The organism is Desulfofundulus salinus (assembly GCF_003627965.1).
In the GTDB taxonomy this organism is placed as follows: Bacteria; Bacillota; Desulfotomaculia; order Desulfotomaculales; family Desulfovirgulaceae; genus Desulfofundulus; species Desulfofundulus salinus.
The window spans coordinates 475,885-492,278 of sequence record NZ_RBWE01000001.1; the positions used below are offsets into that span (position 1 = coordinate 475,885).

At 55.1% G+C, this 16,394-nt stretch carries 19 protein-coding genes; 13 read left to right on the forward strand and 6 right to left on the reverse strand.

Annotation, left to right across the window (positions count from 1 at the left end; translation table 11 throughout):
- From truA to rpsI, 3 genes are all read left to right on the forward strand, one after another.
- Entirely contained in the window at positions 1 to 747 is a 747-nt protein-coding gene (gene truA / locus D7024_RS02510; RefSeq protein ID WP_207666880.1) for a tRNA pseudouridine(38-40) synthase TruA, read from the forward strand.
- A 508-nt stretch (positions 748 to 1,255) separates the two neighbouring features.
- Complete coding sequence (rplM, locus tag D7024_RS02515; RefSeq protein ID WP_013824029.1) at positions 1,256 to 1,687, forward strand: 50S ribosomal protein L13; 432 nt, start codon at positions 1,256 to 1,258, stop codon at positions 1,685 to 1,687.
- Between the two features lie 20 nt (positions 1,688 to 1,707).
- The gene (gene rpsI / locus D7024_RS02520) at positions 1,708 to 2,100 is read left to right on the forward strand and encodes a 30S ribosomal protein S9 (RefSeq protein WP_121450381.1); all 393 of its coding nucleotides are present in this window, start codon (positions 1,708 to 1,710) and stop codon (positions 2,098 to 2,100) included.
- Between the two features lie 134 nt (positions 2,101 to 2,234).
- On the opposite strand, the gene D7024_RS14685 is transcribed toward rpsI, so the two are convergent.
- Positions 2,235 to 2,402 (reverse strand): hypothetical protein, encoded by a 168-nt coding sequence (locus D7024_RS14685; RefSeq protein WP_165859243.1) that lies wholly within the window; start codon positions 2,400 to 2,402, stop codon positions 2,235 to 2,237.
- 112 nt (positions 2,403 to 2,514) lie between these two features.
- Positions 2,515 to 3,078: a hypothetical protein gene (locus D7024_RS02525; RefSeq protein WP_121450382.1), complete on the reverse strand. Its 564-nt coding sequence runs from the start codon at positions 3,076 to 3,078 to the stop codon at positions 2,515 to 2,517.
- 125 nt (positions 3,079 to 3,203) lie between these two features.
- Between D7024_RS02525 and D7024_RS02530 the strand changes: the two genes are divergently transcribed.
- The 5 genes from D7024_RS02530 (at position 3,204) to D7024_RS02550 (ending at position 8,055) form a co-directional block, all read left to right on the forward strand.
- A complete protein-coding gene (locus tag D7024_RS02530; RefSeq protein WP_121450383.1) occupies positions 3,204 to 3,470 on the forward strand; it encodes a YkuS family protein in 267 nt (88 codons plus the stop codon).
- A 183-nt stretch (positions 3,471 to 3,653) separates the two neighbouring features.
- Complete coding sequence (locus D7024_RS02535; RefSeq protein ID WP_243113817.1) at positions 3,654 to 5,621, forward strand: S-layer homology domain-containing protein; 1,968 nt, start codon at positions 3,654 to 3,656, stop codon at positions 5,619 to 5,621.
- A gap of 155 nt (positions 5,622 to 5,776) precedes the next feature.
- Entirely contained in the window at positions 5,777 to 6,493 is a 717-nt protein-coding gene (locus D7024_RS02540; protein WP_165859244.1) for a cytochrome c biogenesis CcdA family protein, read from the forward strand.
- 18 nt (positions 6,494 to 6,511) lie between these two features.
- Positions 6,512 to 7,084 (forward strand): TlpA family protein disulfide reductase, encoded by a 573-nt coding sequence (locus tag D7024_RS02545; RefSeq protein WP_121450386.1) that lies wholly within the window; start codon positions 6,512 to 6,514, stop codon positions 7,082 to 7,084.
- A 260-nt stretch (positions 7,085 to 7,344) separates the two neighbouring features.
- On the forward strand, positions 7,345 to 8,055 hold the full coding sequence (locus D7024_RS02550) for a TerC family protein (protein WP_121450387.1): 711 nt from the start codon (positions 7,345 to 7,347) through the stop codon (positions 8,053 to 8,055).
- 27 nt (positions 8,056 to 8,082) lie between these two features.
- On the opposite strand, the gene D7024_RS02555 is transcribed toward D7024_RS02550, so the two are convergent.
- The 3 genes from D7024_RS02555 to D7024_RS02565 form a co-directional block, all read right to left on the reverse strand.
- Positions 8,083 to 9,351: a (Fe-S)-binding protein gene (locus D7024_RS02555; protein WP_121450388.1), complete on the reverse strand. Its 1,269-nt coding sequence runs from the start codon at positions 9,349 to 9,351 to the stop codon at positions 8,083 to 8,085.
- A gap of 12 nt (positions 9,352 to 9,363) precedes the next feature.
- Positions 9,364 to 10,749 (reverse strand): FAD-binding oxidoreductase, encoded by a 1,386-nt coding sequence (locus D7024_RS02560; RefSeq protein ID WP_121450389.1) that lies wholly within the window; start codon positions 10,747 to 10,749, stop codon positions 9,364 to 9,366.
- A 213-nt stretch (positions 10,750 to 10,962) separates the two neighbouring features.
- Complete coding sequence (locus D7024_RS02565) at positions 10,963 to 11,604, reverse strand: GNAT family N-acetyltransferase (RefSeq protein ID WP_121450390.1); 642 nt, start codon at positions 11,602 to 11,604, stop codon at positions 10,963 to 10,965.
- 381 nt (positions 11,605 to 11,985) lie between these two features.
- On the opposite strand from D7024_RS02565, the gene D7024_RS02570 reads away from it, so the two are divergent.
- The 4 genes from D7024_RS02570 (at position 11,986) to D7024_RS02580 (ending at position 14,001) form a co-directional block, all read left to right on the forward strand.
- A complete protein-coding gene (locus D7024_RS02570; RefSeq protein WP_121450391.1) occupies positions 11,986 to 12,312 on the forward strand; it encodes a hypothetical protein in 327 nt (108 codons plus the stop codon).
- A gap of 139 nt (positions 12,313 to 12,451) precedes the next feature.
- Complete coding sequence (locus D7024_RS14690) at positions 12,452 to 12,616, forward strand: hypothetical protein (protein WP_165859245.1); 165 nt, start codon at positions 12,452 to 12,454, stop codon at positions 12,614 to 12,616.
- 34 nt (positions 12,617 to 12,650) lie between these two features.
- Positions 12,651 to 13,061, forward strand: a complete 411-nt coding sequence (locus D7024_RS02575; protein ID WP_121450392.1) for a zinc ribbon domain-containing protein — start codon at positions 12,651 to 12,653, stop codon at positions 13,059 to 13,061.
- 175 nt (positions 13,062 to 13,236) lie between these two features.
- Entirely contained in the window at positions 13,237 to 14,001 is a 765-nt protein-coding gene (locus tag D7024_RS02580) for an SIR2 family NAD-dependent protein deacylase (protein WP_121450393.1), read from the forward strand.
- 207 nt (positions 14,002 to 14,208) lie between these two features.
- On the opposite strand, the gene D7024_RS02585 is transcribed toward D7024_RS02580, so the two are convergent.
- A complete protein-coding gene (locus tag D7024_RS02585; RefSeq protein WP_121450394.1) occupies positions 14,209 to 14,883 on the reverse strand; it encodes an endonuclease/exonuclease/phosphatase family protein in 675 nt (224 codons plus the stop codon).
- Positions 14,884 to 14,984: 101 nt separating this feature from the next.
- On the opposite strand from D7024_RS02585, the gene tsaD reads away from it, so the two are divergent.
- Entirely contained in the window at positions 14,985 to 15,995 is a 1,011-nt protein-coding gene (gene tsaD / locus D7024_RS02590) for a tRNA (adenosine(37)-N6)-threonylcarbamoyltransferase complex transferase subunit TsaD (RefSeq protein ID WP_121450395.1), read from the forward strand.
- The last annotated feature ends 399 nt before the right edge of the window (positions 15,996 to 16,394 follow it).

Consider the following 16,394-nt stretch of genomic DNA (forward strand, 5'->3'; position numbering starts at 1 on the left):
TTGCGGAACATTAAGCTGACCATTGCCTACGACGGGACCAATTACCACGGGTTCCAGGAGCAGCGGGGTACAGGTCTGGTGACCATCCAGGGGGTTCTGGAAAAGTGCTTGAGGCGCCTGGTGGGCAGGGAAATACGGGTAATTGGTGCCGGGCGCACCGATGCCGGGGTCCACGCCCGGGGTCAGGTGGTGAATTTTGACGCCTGCGGGTGGAGTATTCCCACGGAGCGCATTATCCTGGCCTTAAACGGCATGCTACCCCGGGACATTGCCGCACTGAAGGCGGAGGAGGTAGGCCCGGAGTTCCACGCCCGCTATTCGGCCCTGGCCAAGACCTACTGCTACACCATTTACAACAGCCGCATCCCTTCACCTTTCTGGCGGCTGTACAGCCACTTTGTGCCCCGCCCCCTGGACGTGGAAGCCATGGCGCAAGCGGCTCAAAAGCTGGTGGGGACGCACGATTTTGCCTCCTTTCAGGCGGCGGGCTCGCCAGTAAAACATACCGTGCGTACCCTGTTTGCTGTGGATGTCTTTCGGGAAGGAAAAGAGCTAATCCACCTGAACTTTCGCGGCAACGGCTTTCTTTACAATATGGTGCGGATCATGGTGGGTACATTAATCGAAGTGGGGCTGGGGAAACGGGACCCGGATGACATACCGGCCATTTTGGCCGCCCGGGACCGCACCCGGGCCGGTCCCACCGTGCCGCCCGAAGGTTTGTGCCTGGAGCGGGTGGAATACTGAAGAAGCAGGCAGCAGGCCAGCGTAGCGGACTCGTTCAAGTCGAGTCTTATTAGATGGCATTGATGGCCGTGTAAAATTTTGATAGGAGCCCATGACCCATTCAACGCCACTAACAACGGATAAAATGGCCGCTGTTTTGCACAAAGCGAGGCGAATGGAGCGAGCGCGTGCAAAACAGCGGGCGAGTACAGAGTTACCTACTGAATCTTGATACGGGCTCATTGGATCGCGTTCTTGACACTGGCAGAGCGAGGCATTAAAATACTATTATGTGGATTTTTGCCCCGGCCCTATGAGCCCCGGGGTTGGGGGCATAAAAGGCGATTAATATTTATCGTTGAGCCATTTCTTGTCCGGAATTTATGCTTATACACGGGCATGACGTAAACGATTGGGGTCTCCCCAGTGTACTGCCCACGCAAGAGGAGTGGGCAAATCCAGCCGAAAGGAGCGAAAACCTGGTCGGGGGGAGGCCGCCTGTATGTTCGGCTGTACCAGGTGAGCTGGCATGAATAAAACGTATATGGCCAAGCCAGGTGAAATACAGCGCAAGTGGTATATTCTTGATGCCACGGATAAGCCCCTGGGGAGGCTGGCCGCCGAGGCCGCCCGCATCTTACGGGGCAAGCACCGCCCCCAGTTCACTCCCCACGTAGATACGGGAGATCACGTTATTGTGATTAATGCCGAAAAGGTAATCCTTACCGGCAACAAGCTCAAAAAGAAAAAGTATATCCGCCATTCCGGTTATCCCGGCGGCTTAAAGGTGACGGGGTACGACGAGCTCCTGGCCAGGCGCCCCGAACTGGCCGTACGCAAGGCCATTGTGGGCATGCTGCCCCACAACCGGCTTGGTGCCAGAATGGCCAAAAAATTGCGGGTGTACCGGGGAGAGAATCATCCCCACCAGGCCCAGAAACCAGAAGTTTGGTCCATGTAGCGAGGGGAAGGAGGTCAGCAATGGCTGTCATAAAGTTTTACGGTACCGGGCGGCGTAAGAATGCTGTGGCGCGGGTTTACCTTGTTCCCGGGGAAGGCCGGATAATCATCAACGACCGGCCGGTGGAAGTCTATTTAGGGCGCAAGACCCTGGAGGTGCTGGTGCGGCAACCCCTGGAACTGACGGGCACGGAAGGGCGTTTTGATGTGCTGGCCCGGGTCAGGGGCGGTGGTGTTAGCGGCCAGGCCGGGGCGGTAAGGCATGGTATTGCCCGGGCACTGGTCAAGGCTGATCCCAACCTGCGTCCGGCGCTGAAAAAGGCCGGTTTTCTCACCCGGGATCCGCGGATGAAGGAAAGAAGGAAGTACGGCTTGAAGAAGGCCCGCCGGGCGCCGCAATACTCCAAGCGTTAATGCCTGTGCGGAGTTAAGATTTAGTAAAGGAAGGGCAGGTTCCCTTCCTTTTATCATTTTGTAAGTATTCAGTGAGCCCGGTTGGATGCGGTGCTGTCCTCGCTCACTCCAGTACTTCGCGCGCTATATTTGCATCATTTTTTTGCCCTAAAACGGGCGAAGAGGGCGGATAAAACCACGGCCGTGCCTACGCCCAGGGCCATACCGGCACTATCATTCAATCCCAGGGCTACCGACCAGAAGTAATATACCCCCACTGATGCAGTTACGGTTAGCATCATGGGTAAAAAGCTCCTGCTCATGCGTAAACCTCCCGATACAGCCTGTCCCTTCTAGCATAACAGGGAAAGAAATTCCGGGCAAGCGAAAAGGGCCCTTTAGGAAAAGGGCCGAAAATGGAGGTTAGAGGTCGGTTCAGGCTGTGGCCTGGTCGATGATCTTGCGATAGGGATTGCCGGCGTCATTGCCGGACTCGAGCAACTGGTAGATCCTGCCGGCAGTGTTGTCGTCGATACCCGCTTCTCCCAGCAGGGCCAGCACTTCCTCCCGGGACCAGCCTTTCGCCCGGGCGGCCGGACCGACCAGACTGGCCGCCACTGGAATGAGAGGCTCCGTTTTTTCGGCCAGGGCCATTGCTTCTGCCTTTTGGGCCGCTTTCAGGGACCGGTTCAACAAATCATGGTCCTCCGGCCTGAGTTTTTTGCGCAGCGCTACTTCCAGCCGGTTCCGGATGATCTGGGGCTGGCTTTGAATTGTCTTTGCCATTTCGCCAAGACATTTGCTGGCATAGGAGCACCAGGCGGCACAACCGGGATCGAACCGGGGATTACCCACCAGTTGCTTGCAATTGGGGCAGCGCAGGGTTATATCATCTTTCCAGAACTCGATGCTCTGGCCGCAGTGGGGGCAGGGAGACTCGAATATATCTTCAGGTTTCCAGAAGCTGCGGTCCTGTCCGGGACACTTCCAGATGGACATGGGACACTCCTCCTTTTTCCGGTGTTGAATTGATCATAATATTTCAGGGCAATAGAAATCTGTGAGTATGGTCACACTATCCGGTGAATCGGGAAAATATCAAAAAAAGAGAGGTGGGTGCTGAAATGAAAATTGCCGTTCAGGACAACCTGGAAGAGGTAAGAAATTTTCTGGCTTCCCAGGGGTACGAGGTGGTCAGTCCTTCCAATGCCCTGGGTGCGGCCGCCATGGTCGTTACCGGGGACATCGATGCCCGGGAGGAAGAGCACACCCTGGCCCTGGCCACCAACCCGACCATTACCACCTATGCCCCGGTAATTAACGCCGCCGGGAAGTCCCCGGAAGAAATCCTGCAACGCATCCGGGAAGTGGTTGGGGAAAGAAAAGCCTGATCATACCTTGCGTAAAGTTAAAGCCCGTTCCGGGGAAGGTGCTGTTTAAATAGTCCCTTACCTGCACCTGATCGATTGGCCCGGGACGGGCTATCTTTTATAGAAAATTTGCAGGATTTTCCTTCCTCCCCGTCGAAGGGAAACAAGTAAATTGAACCAAGGGGAGGGGTATTATTGTTGCGCATGAGGTTGCGCTTAACATGCCTGTTAACGGCCGTGCTGTTTTTGCTCTCCGGCCTGTTTTCTGTATGTGGGGCTTTAGCAGCGGGAGAAACATTTAAAGATATCCGGGGTCACTGGGCGGAAAAGGTTATGCTGGAAATGAACGCTTACGACATTGTGCACGGCTACCCCGGGGGGGAATTTCGTCCCAACAATAATGTAACCCTGCTGGAAGCGGTGGTGATGATCCTCAACACCCTGGGGTTGAACGAAAAAGCCGGGCAGGTGGATCTCTCCGGCCTGCAGTTTCACCCTTCGCTGACCTGGGGTAAAGGGCACCTGGCCCTGGCGGTGGAAAAGGGCATGCTTACCCGGCAGGGCCTGCCGCAGATAGATAACCGGCGGCTGGCCAGCCGGGTGGAAGTGGCGGCCCTGGTTTGCCTGGCCCTGGGCTTGACCCCCGATTCCAGCTATGTAACCTTTTTCGACACCAGTGAGATTCCAGAGAAATACCGGGGTTACGTGGGAGCCGTAGTGAAACACAATATCATGCGGGGAATGCCCGGCAACATGTTCTCGCCCGACGAGCCCGTTACCCGGGCCCAATTATGTGCCACTTTATCCCGCTTGATTGACCAGAAACTGGTGCCCCCGCCGGCACCCATGAACCTGGTGGTGGGCCGGATTGCCTCCATAGATGTGGATAAGCGGAAGGTTGTTTTGCGCAACCTGGAAGGAGAAAAAACCGTCTATTTTCCCGCGGATAAGTCCGTGTTCACAGCCTCCGGGACTACCACCCCGGAATCCCTGAGCACCGGTGACCGCCTGAAATGCATTACCGATGGGCAGAACAATGTCCGCTACGCGTCTTTGGTGGATGGTTCACCTTCTATAAAAACCACGGTGGAAGGGGTGGTCGTTTCCTTTGCCAGAGGCAGCCGGGGTTACTCCCTCACCCTGGAAAACAATGAGGGAGATCGCCTTACCTACCCGGTGGAAGATGATGCCCGCTTGATCCGGGCGGGCAAGGAAATCGATGCCTCCGGGCTGGTGGAAAATGACTACGTGGAAATCGGGCTGGACGGGAACGACCGGATTGTCAGGATTGAGGTATACCCGCCGGAAAGAATCAGCGGTACCGTGGTGGAAGTGGAAAGAGATGCCCTCACCCTCAGAAGGCAGGGTGAAGAAACGGAGTACGAAGTAAGCCCCCGGGTGCAGGTAACCAGGAACTTCATCCGCGGGATGAGCTACGGTGAATTAAAGCGCGGCGACCGGGTGGAAGTTGTGGTCATGAACAAGACCATATTCCAGATTAATCTCCTTTCCGACGTGCTTACCGGGCAGAGCGGCATGGTTTCCCGGGTGCACAGCAAGGCCGTATACCTCTACGTGGGAGATGAAGAAAAGCGCTATGAACTGGATGAACGGGTGGAAGTGATCAAGGACGGCCGCCTGGTAAGCCTGGACAAGCTGCGCCGGGGAGACTATGTAAACTTCGAGGTGGATAGCCGCGGGTATTTAATCACCATTGAGGTTCTGGACGAAGAAGACGGTGACTTCGAGGGGACGCTGAAATACCTTGAATTTTACCCCACGCCGTGGATAACCATTGTCACCTCCGGCGGCCTGGAACTGGAATATGAAGTGTCCAAAAGCGCCGGGGTTTTGCGGGACGGGGACAGGATCAACTTGAGCGACATCATTCCCGGTTCGCAGGTCGGCATCCGGGTCGAAGACGGCAGGGTGACGGAAATAGAGGTGCTGGACGATCAAAACCTCACCGTGAAATGCCGGGTGTCCAGTATAAACCGGGAGCGCCTGCGGGTCACCCTGGAGATCAACGGCCGTTACTTCACCTATTCCCTGGCTCCCCAGGTCACCATCCTGGACCGCAACGGCAAACCGGTATCCCTGGAGGATGTCGAAGGATACCAGGTGGAGGTGCGCCTGAAGGACGGGGAGATAAACAGCATCACGATAATTTAACCCGAACCTGCTTACTGTCCCGGTCAAACCGGGATTTTTTTCTTTCCTTCCCGGCATTTCTATCGTATAATTACGATATATAGATATTTCTCTGCCCTGGAAGCCCTGCGGTGCGACCAGAGGTTGAGGCAGATGCTGGAACGGGAGGGTTGTTGTTGCCGGAAGTAAACGTTTCTCTGGGGGCTGCTTTTCTTGCCGGGCTGGTTTCGTTCCTGTCCCCGTGCGTACTCCCTTTAATACCCACCTACATGGCGTATTTAACCGGAGTTTCGGTAACGGAGTTAACGGCACCGGGGACGGCGCGCCTGCGTTTTTTGCTCCTGACCAACGCCCTTTTGTTTGTGGCCGGCTTCAGCCTGGTTTTCGTAGCCCTCGGGCTTTCCGCCAGCGCTCTGGGCAAACTGTTGCTCCGCCACCAAAACCTGCTGCGGCAGGTGAGCGGATTGTTGATTATCTTCTTCGGGTTGCATATGGCGGGCCTGCTGCGCCTTAACTGGCTGATGAGGGAAAAGAGGGTTCATTTTGTACCCCAAAGGGCCGGCTGGATAAACTCTCTTGTGATGGGCATGGCTTTTTCAGCAGGCTGGGTGCCCTGCATCAGCCCCATTCTCGCTTCGATTTTACTGCTGGCCGGCCAAAGCGAAAGCCTTATCCAGGGAGCCTACCTGCTGGTAACCTACGCCCTGGGGCTGGCCCTGCCCTTTTTAATAGCTGCCCTGGGTTTGGGCCACATGGTGCAGGCTTTGCGCCGTCATGCTTCCCTTTTGCCCCTGGTGACCAGGGTGGGCGGGTGGTTGATGGTTGGTGTGGGCTTGCTGGTGCTGACCAACTCCTTCGCCCGCCTCTCGGGCTATGTACCATTTACTCTTTAATGATTAGGAGGCTTAAAGGTGAATAAGAGGCTGTTTTCTGTGGTCATCCTCTCTGTGATAGTTGTTAGCCTTATCGCCGCTTATGCTTACGTTTGGTCGGGCGGCAAGGAAAGGGGGAAGGACGGCACACCGCCCGCCGCAACCGGCAACAAGGAGAGTGGTGTTCCTGTGGGCACGGAAGTGGGCCAGCGGGCTCCCGACTTCACCCTGACCACCACCGGCGGGAAGGAGGTTTCCCTTTCCAACTTCAGGGGCCGGCCGGTGGTGCTCAATTTCTGGGCTACCTGGTGCCCTCCCTGCCGGGAGGAGATGCCGGCCATCCAGAGTTTCTATGAAAAAAGGGGCGGGGAAATTCAGGTGCTGGCGGTTAACCTCACGGCCAGCGAAAAATCCGCCGCCCATGTAAAGGACTTTTTAAAAGCCGGCGGCTTCACCTTCCCGGTTTTGCTGGACACCCGCAACACTACGGCCCAGGAATACCTGGTGCGGGCCATTCCCACCACCTTCTTTATTGACCGGGAAGGCATCATCCGGGGGATCCATACCGGGCCCATGACCCTGGAGATGCTGGAGAAGGCTGTGGAAAAATAGGCAACCAGTAGAATAACTTCTTCTGGAAATGCCTCCCTGTACGATTTTATCATTGACAAACCCCCTGGCCCCTGTTATGCTAAATCCCAGAAGGGGAGTAGCAAGCTTTCCCGGCGGCGTCAGTTCGGCCTGCAGGCCCGCTGCCGGGGCGGTTTTAAGCCGTTTGCAAGACCTTCACCTGTGAAGAGGTGGAGGTCTTCATTTTTTCCTGCCGGCGGGAAATTGGAAACCCATATTGTCTAATTGGAGGTGTACAATCAATGGAATGGCTGAGCACCCAAAACCTGTTCGCCATACTTACTATTATCATTGCCGACTTATTGCTTGCCGGCGATAACGCCCTGGTCATTGGCCTGGCCTGCCGGGGGCTGCCGCCGGTACAAAAACGCCGGGCTCTCCTTTGGGGTACGGGCGGTGCGGTTGTCCTGCGCATCATTTTAACTTGCGGCGTGACTTTGCTGCTTGCCATCCCCTTCCTGCAGGCGGCCGGGGGAATATTGTTAACCTGGGTGGCCTTGAAATTATTGTTGCCGCACAAAGAAGTGGGCGTTGATGCCGCAGAGAATCTCACCGGTGCCATAAAAACTATTATTATAGCCGATGTGGTAATGAGCCTGGACAATGTGCTGGCCGTAGCCGCTGCGGCCCACGGGAGCATTGCGCTGGTTGTCTTTGGGCTTGTCTTAAGTATTCCCATTGTCATTTTTGGCAGCCAGTTAGTTTCCCTGCTGGTGGAAAGGTACCCCATTCTTATTTTTGCCGGGGCTGGTGTGCTGGCCTGGACGGCCGGCAAAATGCTGGTGGAAGACAGGGTGGTGCACCGGCTGGTTTCGAACATTGATTATGTACCGGTGGAAATTATTATCCCGACCGGGGTAACCCTGCTCGTGCTGGGTGCCGGTTGGTACCTTAAGCGGCGCGGGCATAAGCAGGCGCCACTTAAGCGGGGGGTACCTACCCAACAGGGGTAACAAAAAAGGGGGCTTTAACACCCCCTTTTACTCTTCATCAAGGGACCTGGCCAGCAGCTCCACCGTGTGCACCACTTTCTGGGGCATCTGCTGCTGGGTTAGCCCGTCGGTCAGGTGCATCCGGCAGGCGGGACAACCGGTAACTACCAGTTGTGCGCCGGTTCCTTCGATATCTTTTAACTTGCGAGTGAGAATCTGATAGGACAAATCGTAATGGGTCAGGCTGAAGGAGCCGGCATTGCCGCAGCACCGGGCCGGTTCCTTCAGGGGCAGGTAATTGACCCCGGGAATGCTCCGGATGATGGAAAGGGGTTCCTGCACCACGCCCAGACCGCGGCCCAGGTGACAGGGCTGGTGGTAGGTGACGGCTAATTCCAGCGCCTTGAACAGCTTCGGGTCAAAGGGCAGCTTGTGCAGGAACTGGGTTATATCAAGGATTTTGGCGGCCACTTCCCGTGCCCTGTCCCCGTGTCCTGAGACACCATCCAACAGTTCCGGGTACAGGTGTTTAAAGGCTTCCCCGCACGTCCCGCACACGGTGATGATGGCGTCGGCCTGTATACTGCTGAACAAATCCACGTGGGACCTGGCCATCTCCAGGGCCAAGTCCGCCGCCCCGCTATAAAGGATGGGAGCGCCGCAGCAGTGCTGCAGCCGGGGGATAATCACGTCCACCCCGTGGGCCTTCAGGACGCGCAGGGTGGCCTGTCCGATCCCGGGATACAGGTAATTGGTCATACATCCGGTAAAGAAAGCCACCGTGGCCACGGGTCGCTCGACCGTATGCTTTTCCGCCACCTGGCCCCGGAAGGGAACCGGTGCCAGAGGAGGAAGGATCCGGCGCAGTTCCAGGCCGATAGGGAAGCGGGGCTGCATCTTTCCCGGCTCAATGTGTTTAAATAGCAGTCCCTGTATGCGGGCGGCGGTTTTTACCCCCAGATCAAAAAGGCGGGGGCGGCTGAGGCCGGTAAACACGGTCTTCTTTATGAAGGGCAGTCCTTTCCTCTGGGTCAGGGCCGTTCTGGCGGCCAGGATGATCCGGTCCACCTTCACGCCGGAGGGACACGAAGCTACGCAGGCCAGGCAGGTGAGACAAAGGGCGAAGCACTCGGCCAGCCCGGCCGTTGGTTCCAGTTTGCCCTCCAGGACCGCCGCGGCCAGGCGGATTTTTCCCCGGGCCACGGCCGGTTCCCGCCGGGATTCCTGGTATAAAGGGCAAACAGCCTGGCAGTTGCCGCATTTCATGCATTTAAGTATTTCTTCTTCCACCGCCGCCAGCCCGTCAAAAATGCTCATGCTTGCTCCTCCTCAAGTTAGATCTACAATTTTGCCCGGGTTGAGGAGATTGTCCGGATCCAGGGCCTGCTTGATTTTCTTGAGTACCTGCACGCCCGAATTGCCCATCTCCCAGGGGAGAAATTGCTTTTTGGCGATGCCGATCCCGTGCTCCCCGGAAAGGGTGCCTCCCAGGTTCAAGGCCGCGCGGAAGATTTCTTCCACGGCCTGGCGTACCCGCTCCATCTCCTCCTCGTTGCGGGCATCGGCCAGGATGGTCGGGTGCAGGTTGCCGTCACCGGCGTGCCCAAATGTGCCGATAACCAGGTTGTAACGCCTGCCGATGTCTTCCACGGCCAGGAGCATATCCGTGATCTTGCTCCTGGGCACGGTGGCGTCCTCCAGGATGGTTGTGGGCTTGCGTTGGGCCAGGGCGGGCAGGGCGGCCCGGCGGGCGCTCCATAATTTTTCCCGTTCTTCATCATTTTCCGCTGTTTTGACCCACCCGCCGTTTTTGGCAATAACCTGCCTGACGGCAGCCGCCTCGGATTTAACCACCTCGGGAATCCCGTCCACTTCGATGAGCAGGATGGCCGCCACACCGGTGGGCAGACCGACGTGGGCAAAATTTTCCACGGTTTCTACCGTAACCCGGTCCATAATTTCCAGGGTGGCCGGGATTACCTTTTGCCCGATGATATCAGCAACGGCATTTCCCGCGTCGGCCAGGCGGCTGAAACCGGCCAGCATGGTTTCCCTGGCCTGGGGTGCCGGGATCAGGCGGACAATAATTTCCGTAATGATCCCCAGGGTGCCTTCGGAGCCGGTGAACAACCGGACCAGGTCGTAGCCCGTTACATTCTTCACCGTCTTGCCTCCATACCGGATTACCTCCCCGTCGGCCAGTACTACTTCCAGCCCCATGACGTAATGCCTGGTGACTCCGTACTTGAGTCCCCTCAGTCCTCCGGAACACTCGGCTACGCTTCCTCCCATGGTGGCGGTGTTCACCGTGCCCGGGTCGGGCGGGTAAATCAAACCGTATGGGGCGACGGCGTTATTCAAGTCCTGAATGATCACCCCGGGCTGCACCGTGGCCGTCAGGTTGGAAGGATCTATTTCCAGAATGCGGTTCATTTTTAAAGTGCTGAGCACAATTCCCCCTTTGATGGGAACTGTGCCGCCGCTTAAATTTGTTCCCGAACCGCGGGGGTAAATGGGTAAGCGAAACTGGCGGGCAATTTTGACCACTTTCACCACCTGATCCACGTTTTCCGGGGTAACCACCACGTCCGGCTTTTGCTCCGGCAGGTCAGCCGTGGCGTCATAGGAATAACAGAACAAATCTTCGGTGGCGGTAATGACGTTATTTTCGCCCAGTTCCCGGCGTAACGCTTCGATAGCCTGTGTGACGGACATATAATTCCCCCCCTCGGAGAGAAGTTGTCTGATGGTACGACCACCATACGTTTAAAATATTCGCTCTTTTCTTGGTGAATTCCTCCTGTGGTTCGGCATGTTACCAAAAATTTTTTAGGCATTTCTGTAATCAGGAGTAGTGAGTGTTGAGGGCAAGAAAAAATCCTGGTATGGTGTAAAGATAAAAACCCGGTTTAACAACCGGGCCAGGCTTTACGCCATATTGACTACCCTTCCGTACTTTCTGAGAAACCGCATGCCTTCGAAGAGCATGATATCTTCCTTGCCCACGTTTTTGCCAATTCTGGCCATAAACACATTGGCGGGGTGCTCCAGAATGTCGGGATCGTCGGTGGTTACCTTTTGCAGACCCACTTTTCCGAAGAGCCTGGTGAGCATCTTTTGATAAGCCCAGATATCCAGGCCGGTGTTTCTGGTGTCCCAGTGCCAGCAATACTCGGTAGTGATTACAATGAAGTCTTCCACGGCGGGATGGGAAAAGGCCAGTTTCATCAGGTTTTCCGCCACGCCATAACCACGCCATGCCGGGCTTACCTCAATGCCGCCCATTTCCTGCACCCGCGGATGCTTGGACCAGCGGCTGAAATCATCGGGGTGATGGAAGGTGACATAGCCGATAATTTCATTTTCATGGCGGGCAATGAATATCATACCGTCGGGCAAATTGGTAATTTGCTTAAGGGCTTCTTTCTGGCGGTCCGGTGGGCGGAAATTGGTAAGACCCTCGTTCATGGAGAGCCTGTCAATGTAGCTGTCCGTTACCGGTCCTTCAAAGACCACCAGTCCTTTGGAAGTATTCAACTCCACCGGTTTTAACTGTACTGTTTTGGCCATCGACCCCACCTCCCGGGCTGACCATTCGGGTGTCATAATCGACCGTTTATCCCTGGATTACAACCGTTTAGCTATCTTTATTATAGGTGACCCTGCCAATATATTCAATCCTGCCACCTGAAATAGATATATTAAAAATATTCACATATTTAGTTTGCCATGGACTCTTGTATTTATTCCCGGGTTCTGCACCAGCGGCGCAACCACGACGGGGTATAGTGATTCGAATTACACTTACGTAATCAGGAATGATCGAGCGTTTACGATAATTACGTTAATAACCGGCAACTTTGTAATGCAATTAAAAATTAAAGTTAGGATTTGACGAAACTGGGCATTATAGATTATAATACCATCAAAAATAAAAAGGAGATGTGATGTATGGCTTTTGAAGTTTACAAACCTCGTGGTGAAAGGGCAGAAAAAGCACCCATGGTTTCTTTCTCCAAAAGTTCAATTGTGTTAAATAATGTGGCCAGGGAAAAACTGGGTGCGCAGCATGTGGAATTAGCCTATGATCGGGATGCACATATTATCCGGATCCGGGCGATGGAAGAAGGGGGCATGCAGATCAAAAAAACAAAGGTTTTTGGTAAGGGCTTTTTTAAACATTTTAACATCAGCCCCCGCGGAAAGTATGAAGCCAGGTTTGATGAGAATGATCGGGCGCTCTATGTCCAACTGGATGGTACAGTGGAAAACTCTTAATTCGAAGGACAATCTTTAACCCGCATGAGCTTGCGGGTTTAATTATTACCTGCTTTTTGAAAGTAAGTCTGTCCCGCGCAGGCTATATATGCTAACGGTGTAATCAGGTACGTTTTACCCCGCCACGAGCGAGGACGAGGTGAGACGAGATGGGGAAGTGCCTACGGAGGGACATAACCGGCGTCTGGAAGAATTACTGCGTGCCATTTATCGCATTCAGATGAATCATTTTTATCCCCATGAAATAATTACGGGGTATTTCCTTGCCGGCGAGGGAGGACTTTTCCTGGTAACTGTAGAATAAGTTTTTTTCAAACCTTTAAAAGGGGGCTCTTTCCGTGGAAATCTTTCAGAAAATAGGTGAAACGGCTAAGGGGCTGAGCGATAAGGCCAAAGAGGTGACCAGGCGGTCAGGCGAATTTCTGGAGGCCACCCGGCTAAAATTTGAGCTCTCGCGTCTAGAAAAAGAGTTGGAAAACAATTTTTTGAGTTTGGGAGAACTGGTTTATCGCCGTTATAAAGGTGAAGAAGGATTGGACGGGGAAATTGAGCGCCTGTGTCAGAGCACCCGGGGGATAGAAACCGATATGTTATCCATCCAGGAGCAGATCGACAGGTTACAGCCAAAACCCCTGGTTTGTCCTCAGTGTAAAATAGAACTGCCGACGGGGGGCAAATTCTGCAGCTACTGTGGTAACCTGGTTGCTTCGGAAAAACTGGCCGGGGGAGATGATAAGGCCGGCAAGTGAGGTATATAAATGTATTGAGATCGTTCAATAAATAGAAGGGACGAGGGAACGCCGGGTTGATACTTTTGAAAATGCGCGCTGGTAATTGGCGGCCGGTACGGGAATGTCGGGGGGGGCGGTCGCCGCTGAAATTTATCTAAATAGTATGAAATATATCTACGGGAGGTGAACTATCATTTCTACATCCTACCAGGAGAAAATCCGTACCCTGGCCGAACTTCTGCGCCGCTACGACCGCAATTTTGCCCTGACGGGGGCTGGGGTAAGTACCGAGAGCGGTATTCCCGATTTCCGCAGCCCGGGAACGGGGTTGTGGACCAAGTATGACCCGATTAAAACGGCCAGTTTGAGCGCCTTAAAGCGGGATCCGGCGACTTTTTACAAAATAAATCTCTCCCGCTGGGCGGCCTTTAGCGGCGTCGAGCCCAACGATGCCCACCGGGCAATAGCCCGCCTGGAGGAGCTGGGTTACCTGGTGGGGGTAATTACCCAGAATATCGATGGCCTGCACCAGCGGGCGGGTTCAAAGCGGGTGTGGGAAATTCACGGCCACCTGCGCACCTGCCATTGTATGAGCTGTGAGCAAAGTTACCCCTTTTCTTACCTGGTAGAACGGTTTGAAAAGGGGCAGAACCCGCCCCTTTGCGGCATATGCAAGGGAACTTTGCGGCCGGATGTGGTCCTGTTTGAAGACCGGATGAGCGAGGACTTTTTCAAAGCCACCAGGGCCTTGTCCGGCTGCCAGTTAATGCTGGTGGTGGGGAGCAGCCTGCAGGTTTACCCGGCTGCCGGATTGCCGCAGTTTGCCCGAAAGGTGGTGATCATCAACCGGGAGCCGACCCCCTGGGACGAACAGGCCGAGCTGGTGATTCATCACAGTGCGGGCCAGGTATTCCGGGACCTGATGGCGGAACTGGGGGAACCCCTCACCGGCCAGTAGAAATATTCAGTGAACCCGGTTGGATGCGGCCCAGCACTCACCTGAATATGACTCTGCTCCCGGTGTTTCAGGTTTAATACACATCAGGTTTTGGGAAGAGCTAGTATTCCAGTGAGTGCTGGGTTCACCGGGTGCTGTTACCGGCGTGTGCTGCGTCGTTCGCTCCGGACAGCGCCGCATCCTCCTCATAACGGTTTTCTGAATATTTCAGTTCGCCGGTACCAGTTCCACCAGCAGGGGCAAATGGTCGGAAGCTCCTGTGGAAGGAGTAAAAGCCTTGATGATGCGCCAGTGGCAAGAGGCAAATATGCGGTCCAGCCCGAACCGGGGGCGGTAAGAGGGAAATGTTGGCAGATGGTCCGGCGGGGTTACGGGCAGTTCGGGGAAGGCGAGCCGTTCTGTATTCATATCACCGGCTAAGACCACCGGCCCGCTCAAAGAGCGTATGATCTCCCTTGTTGCTTCCGCTTGTTTTTCCCTTTCCTGGTAGTTTAAGCCCAGGTGGGTGTTGAGCAGGAAAAACGTTCCTGCCTCGTGGTCTAAACTGGCGGACTGCAGCCCCCGGGGCTCGTGAGCGCTGGGCAAAGGGTAGTATTGATGTTCTGATATGGGGTAACGGCTTAAAATGGCCAGGCCGTACTGGCAGATGCCCAGCCAGCTTAAGGTGGGGGTAAAAACAAAGTACATGTTCAGGTGCCGGGCTAGCGCCCGGGCCTGGTGGCGCAGGTAGCTGCGGGGAAGGTGGCAGTCCACTTCCTGCAGGGCGACCGCATCGGGGTTATGCCGCTGCAGGACTGCCGCCACGCGCCGTAAACGTACTTTGCCATCAACTCCCTTACCGTGGTGTATATTGTAGGTGAGCAGCCGCACAACGCGCTCCATCTGTTGTTCCCCCGGTGGTTGCGTACCCCGGCAGTTATGCCGGGGTGTTTTTTGTGGTATTATTATAGTATTGTTACTTTGCTTTTGAGAGAGGTAGTGAGATGGGCGTTAAGATTCTGGCAATCGAAACTTCCTGTGATGAAACTTCCGCCGCCGTGGTGGCAGATGGTGTGGAAGTGCTTTCAAATATTATTTCCTCGCAGGTGGATGTACACAGGAAATTTGGCGGGGTCGTGCCTGAAGTAGCCTCCCGCAAGCACCTGGAATTAATCAATCATGTTATTAAAGAAGCGCTGGACCAGGCCCGGCTGGGGTTTGGCGATTTGGATGCGGTGGCGGTTACCAATGGTCCCGGGCTGGTGGGTGCCCTGCTGGTGGGGGTGTCCGCCGCCAAGACTGTGGCCTTTGCCCTGAATATTCCCCTCATTGCCGTTAATCATCTGGAAGGCCACATCTATGCCAATTTCCTGGTCCGGCCCGATTTGCCCTTTCCCCTCATCTGCCTGGTGGTGAGCGGCGGCCATACGGATCTGGTGCTGGTTCTGCATCACGGTGATTACCGGTTATTGGGCAGTACCCGGGATGATGCCGCCGGTGAAGCCTTCGACAAGGTGGCCCGGGTGCTGGAACTGGGTTACCCCGGGGGGCCGGCAATTGAGCGCCTGGCCAGGGAGGGTAACGAAGAGGCTATTGATTTTCCCCGGGCCTGCGTGGACGGCCTTGATTTTTCCTTCAGCGGTCTGAAGACGGCGGTGCTCCAGTACCTGCACCGCTGCCGGCAAAGGGGAGAAGAAGTAAACCTGGCCGATGTGGCGGCCAGCTTTCAGAAAGCCGTGGTGGACGTGCTGGTGGATAAAACCGTGGAAGCTGCCTGCAATTACAACTGCCCGACCATAATCCTGGCCGGGGGAGTGGCGGCCAACGGCCGGTTGCGGGCGGCCCTGGCGTCCCGGGCGTGTCAGGAAGGACGGGAAGTGTTTTATCCCCCGCCGGTGTTCTGCACCGATAATGCGGCCATGATCGGGTGTGCGGCCTATTACAAGTATCTGCGGGGCGATCTAGCCCCCCTAACCCTCAATGCCGTGCCCGGCCTACCCCTGCTCTCGTCTTAAGCAAACTTTGTCGAAGGAATTTTATCGCTTTTTGCCTGTGGATTATCCCGAGTTATCCACAAAAAGTGTGGCCTTTGGGGAACAGCAAATCCGGCGGGCAAAAAGGCGTTGAAAAACGCGAAGCCTTGAAAATCAAGGCTTACAGGGTTGAAATAGTTCCCTGTAAAAACCGGTTTCCGGTCGGGTGAATGGCGGTTCTGTGGATTACGGGTTGTGGATAATGTGAATAAGCTTGTTAATAACTGACCAGTCAAAGGATCGGCCTGTGGGTGAAATTGTGGGTCGATTGATGTCCAATATTTCCGAAACAGATTTCTTTTTGTCTATTAACTTGCCAGATATTTACACCAGCTAATGGCGAGGTAACGAAAAATTTTTCCTCCGGCAGGATGCCCGGAA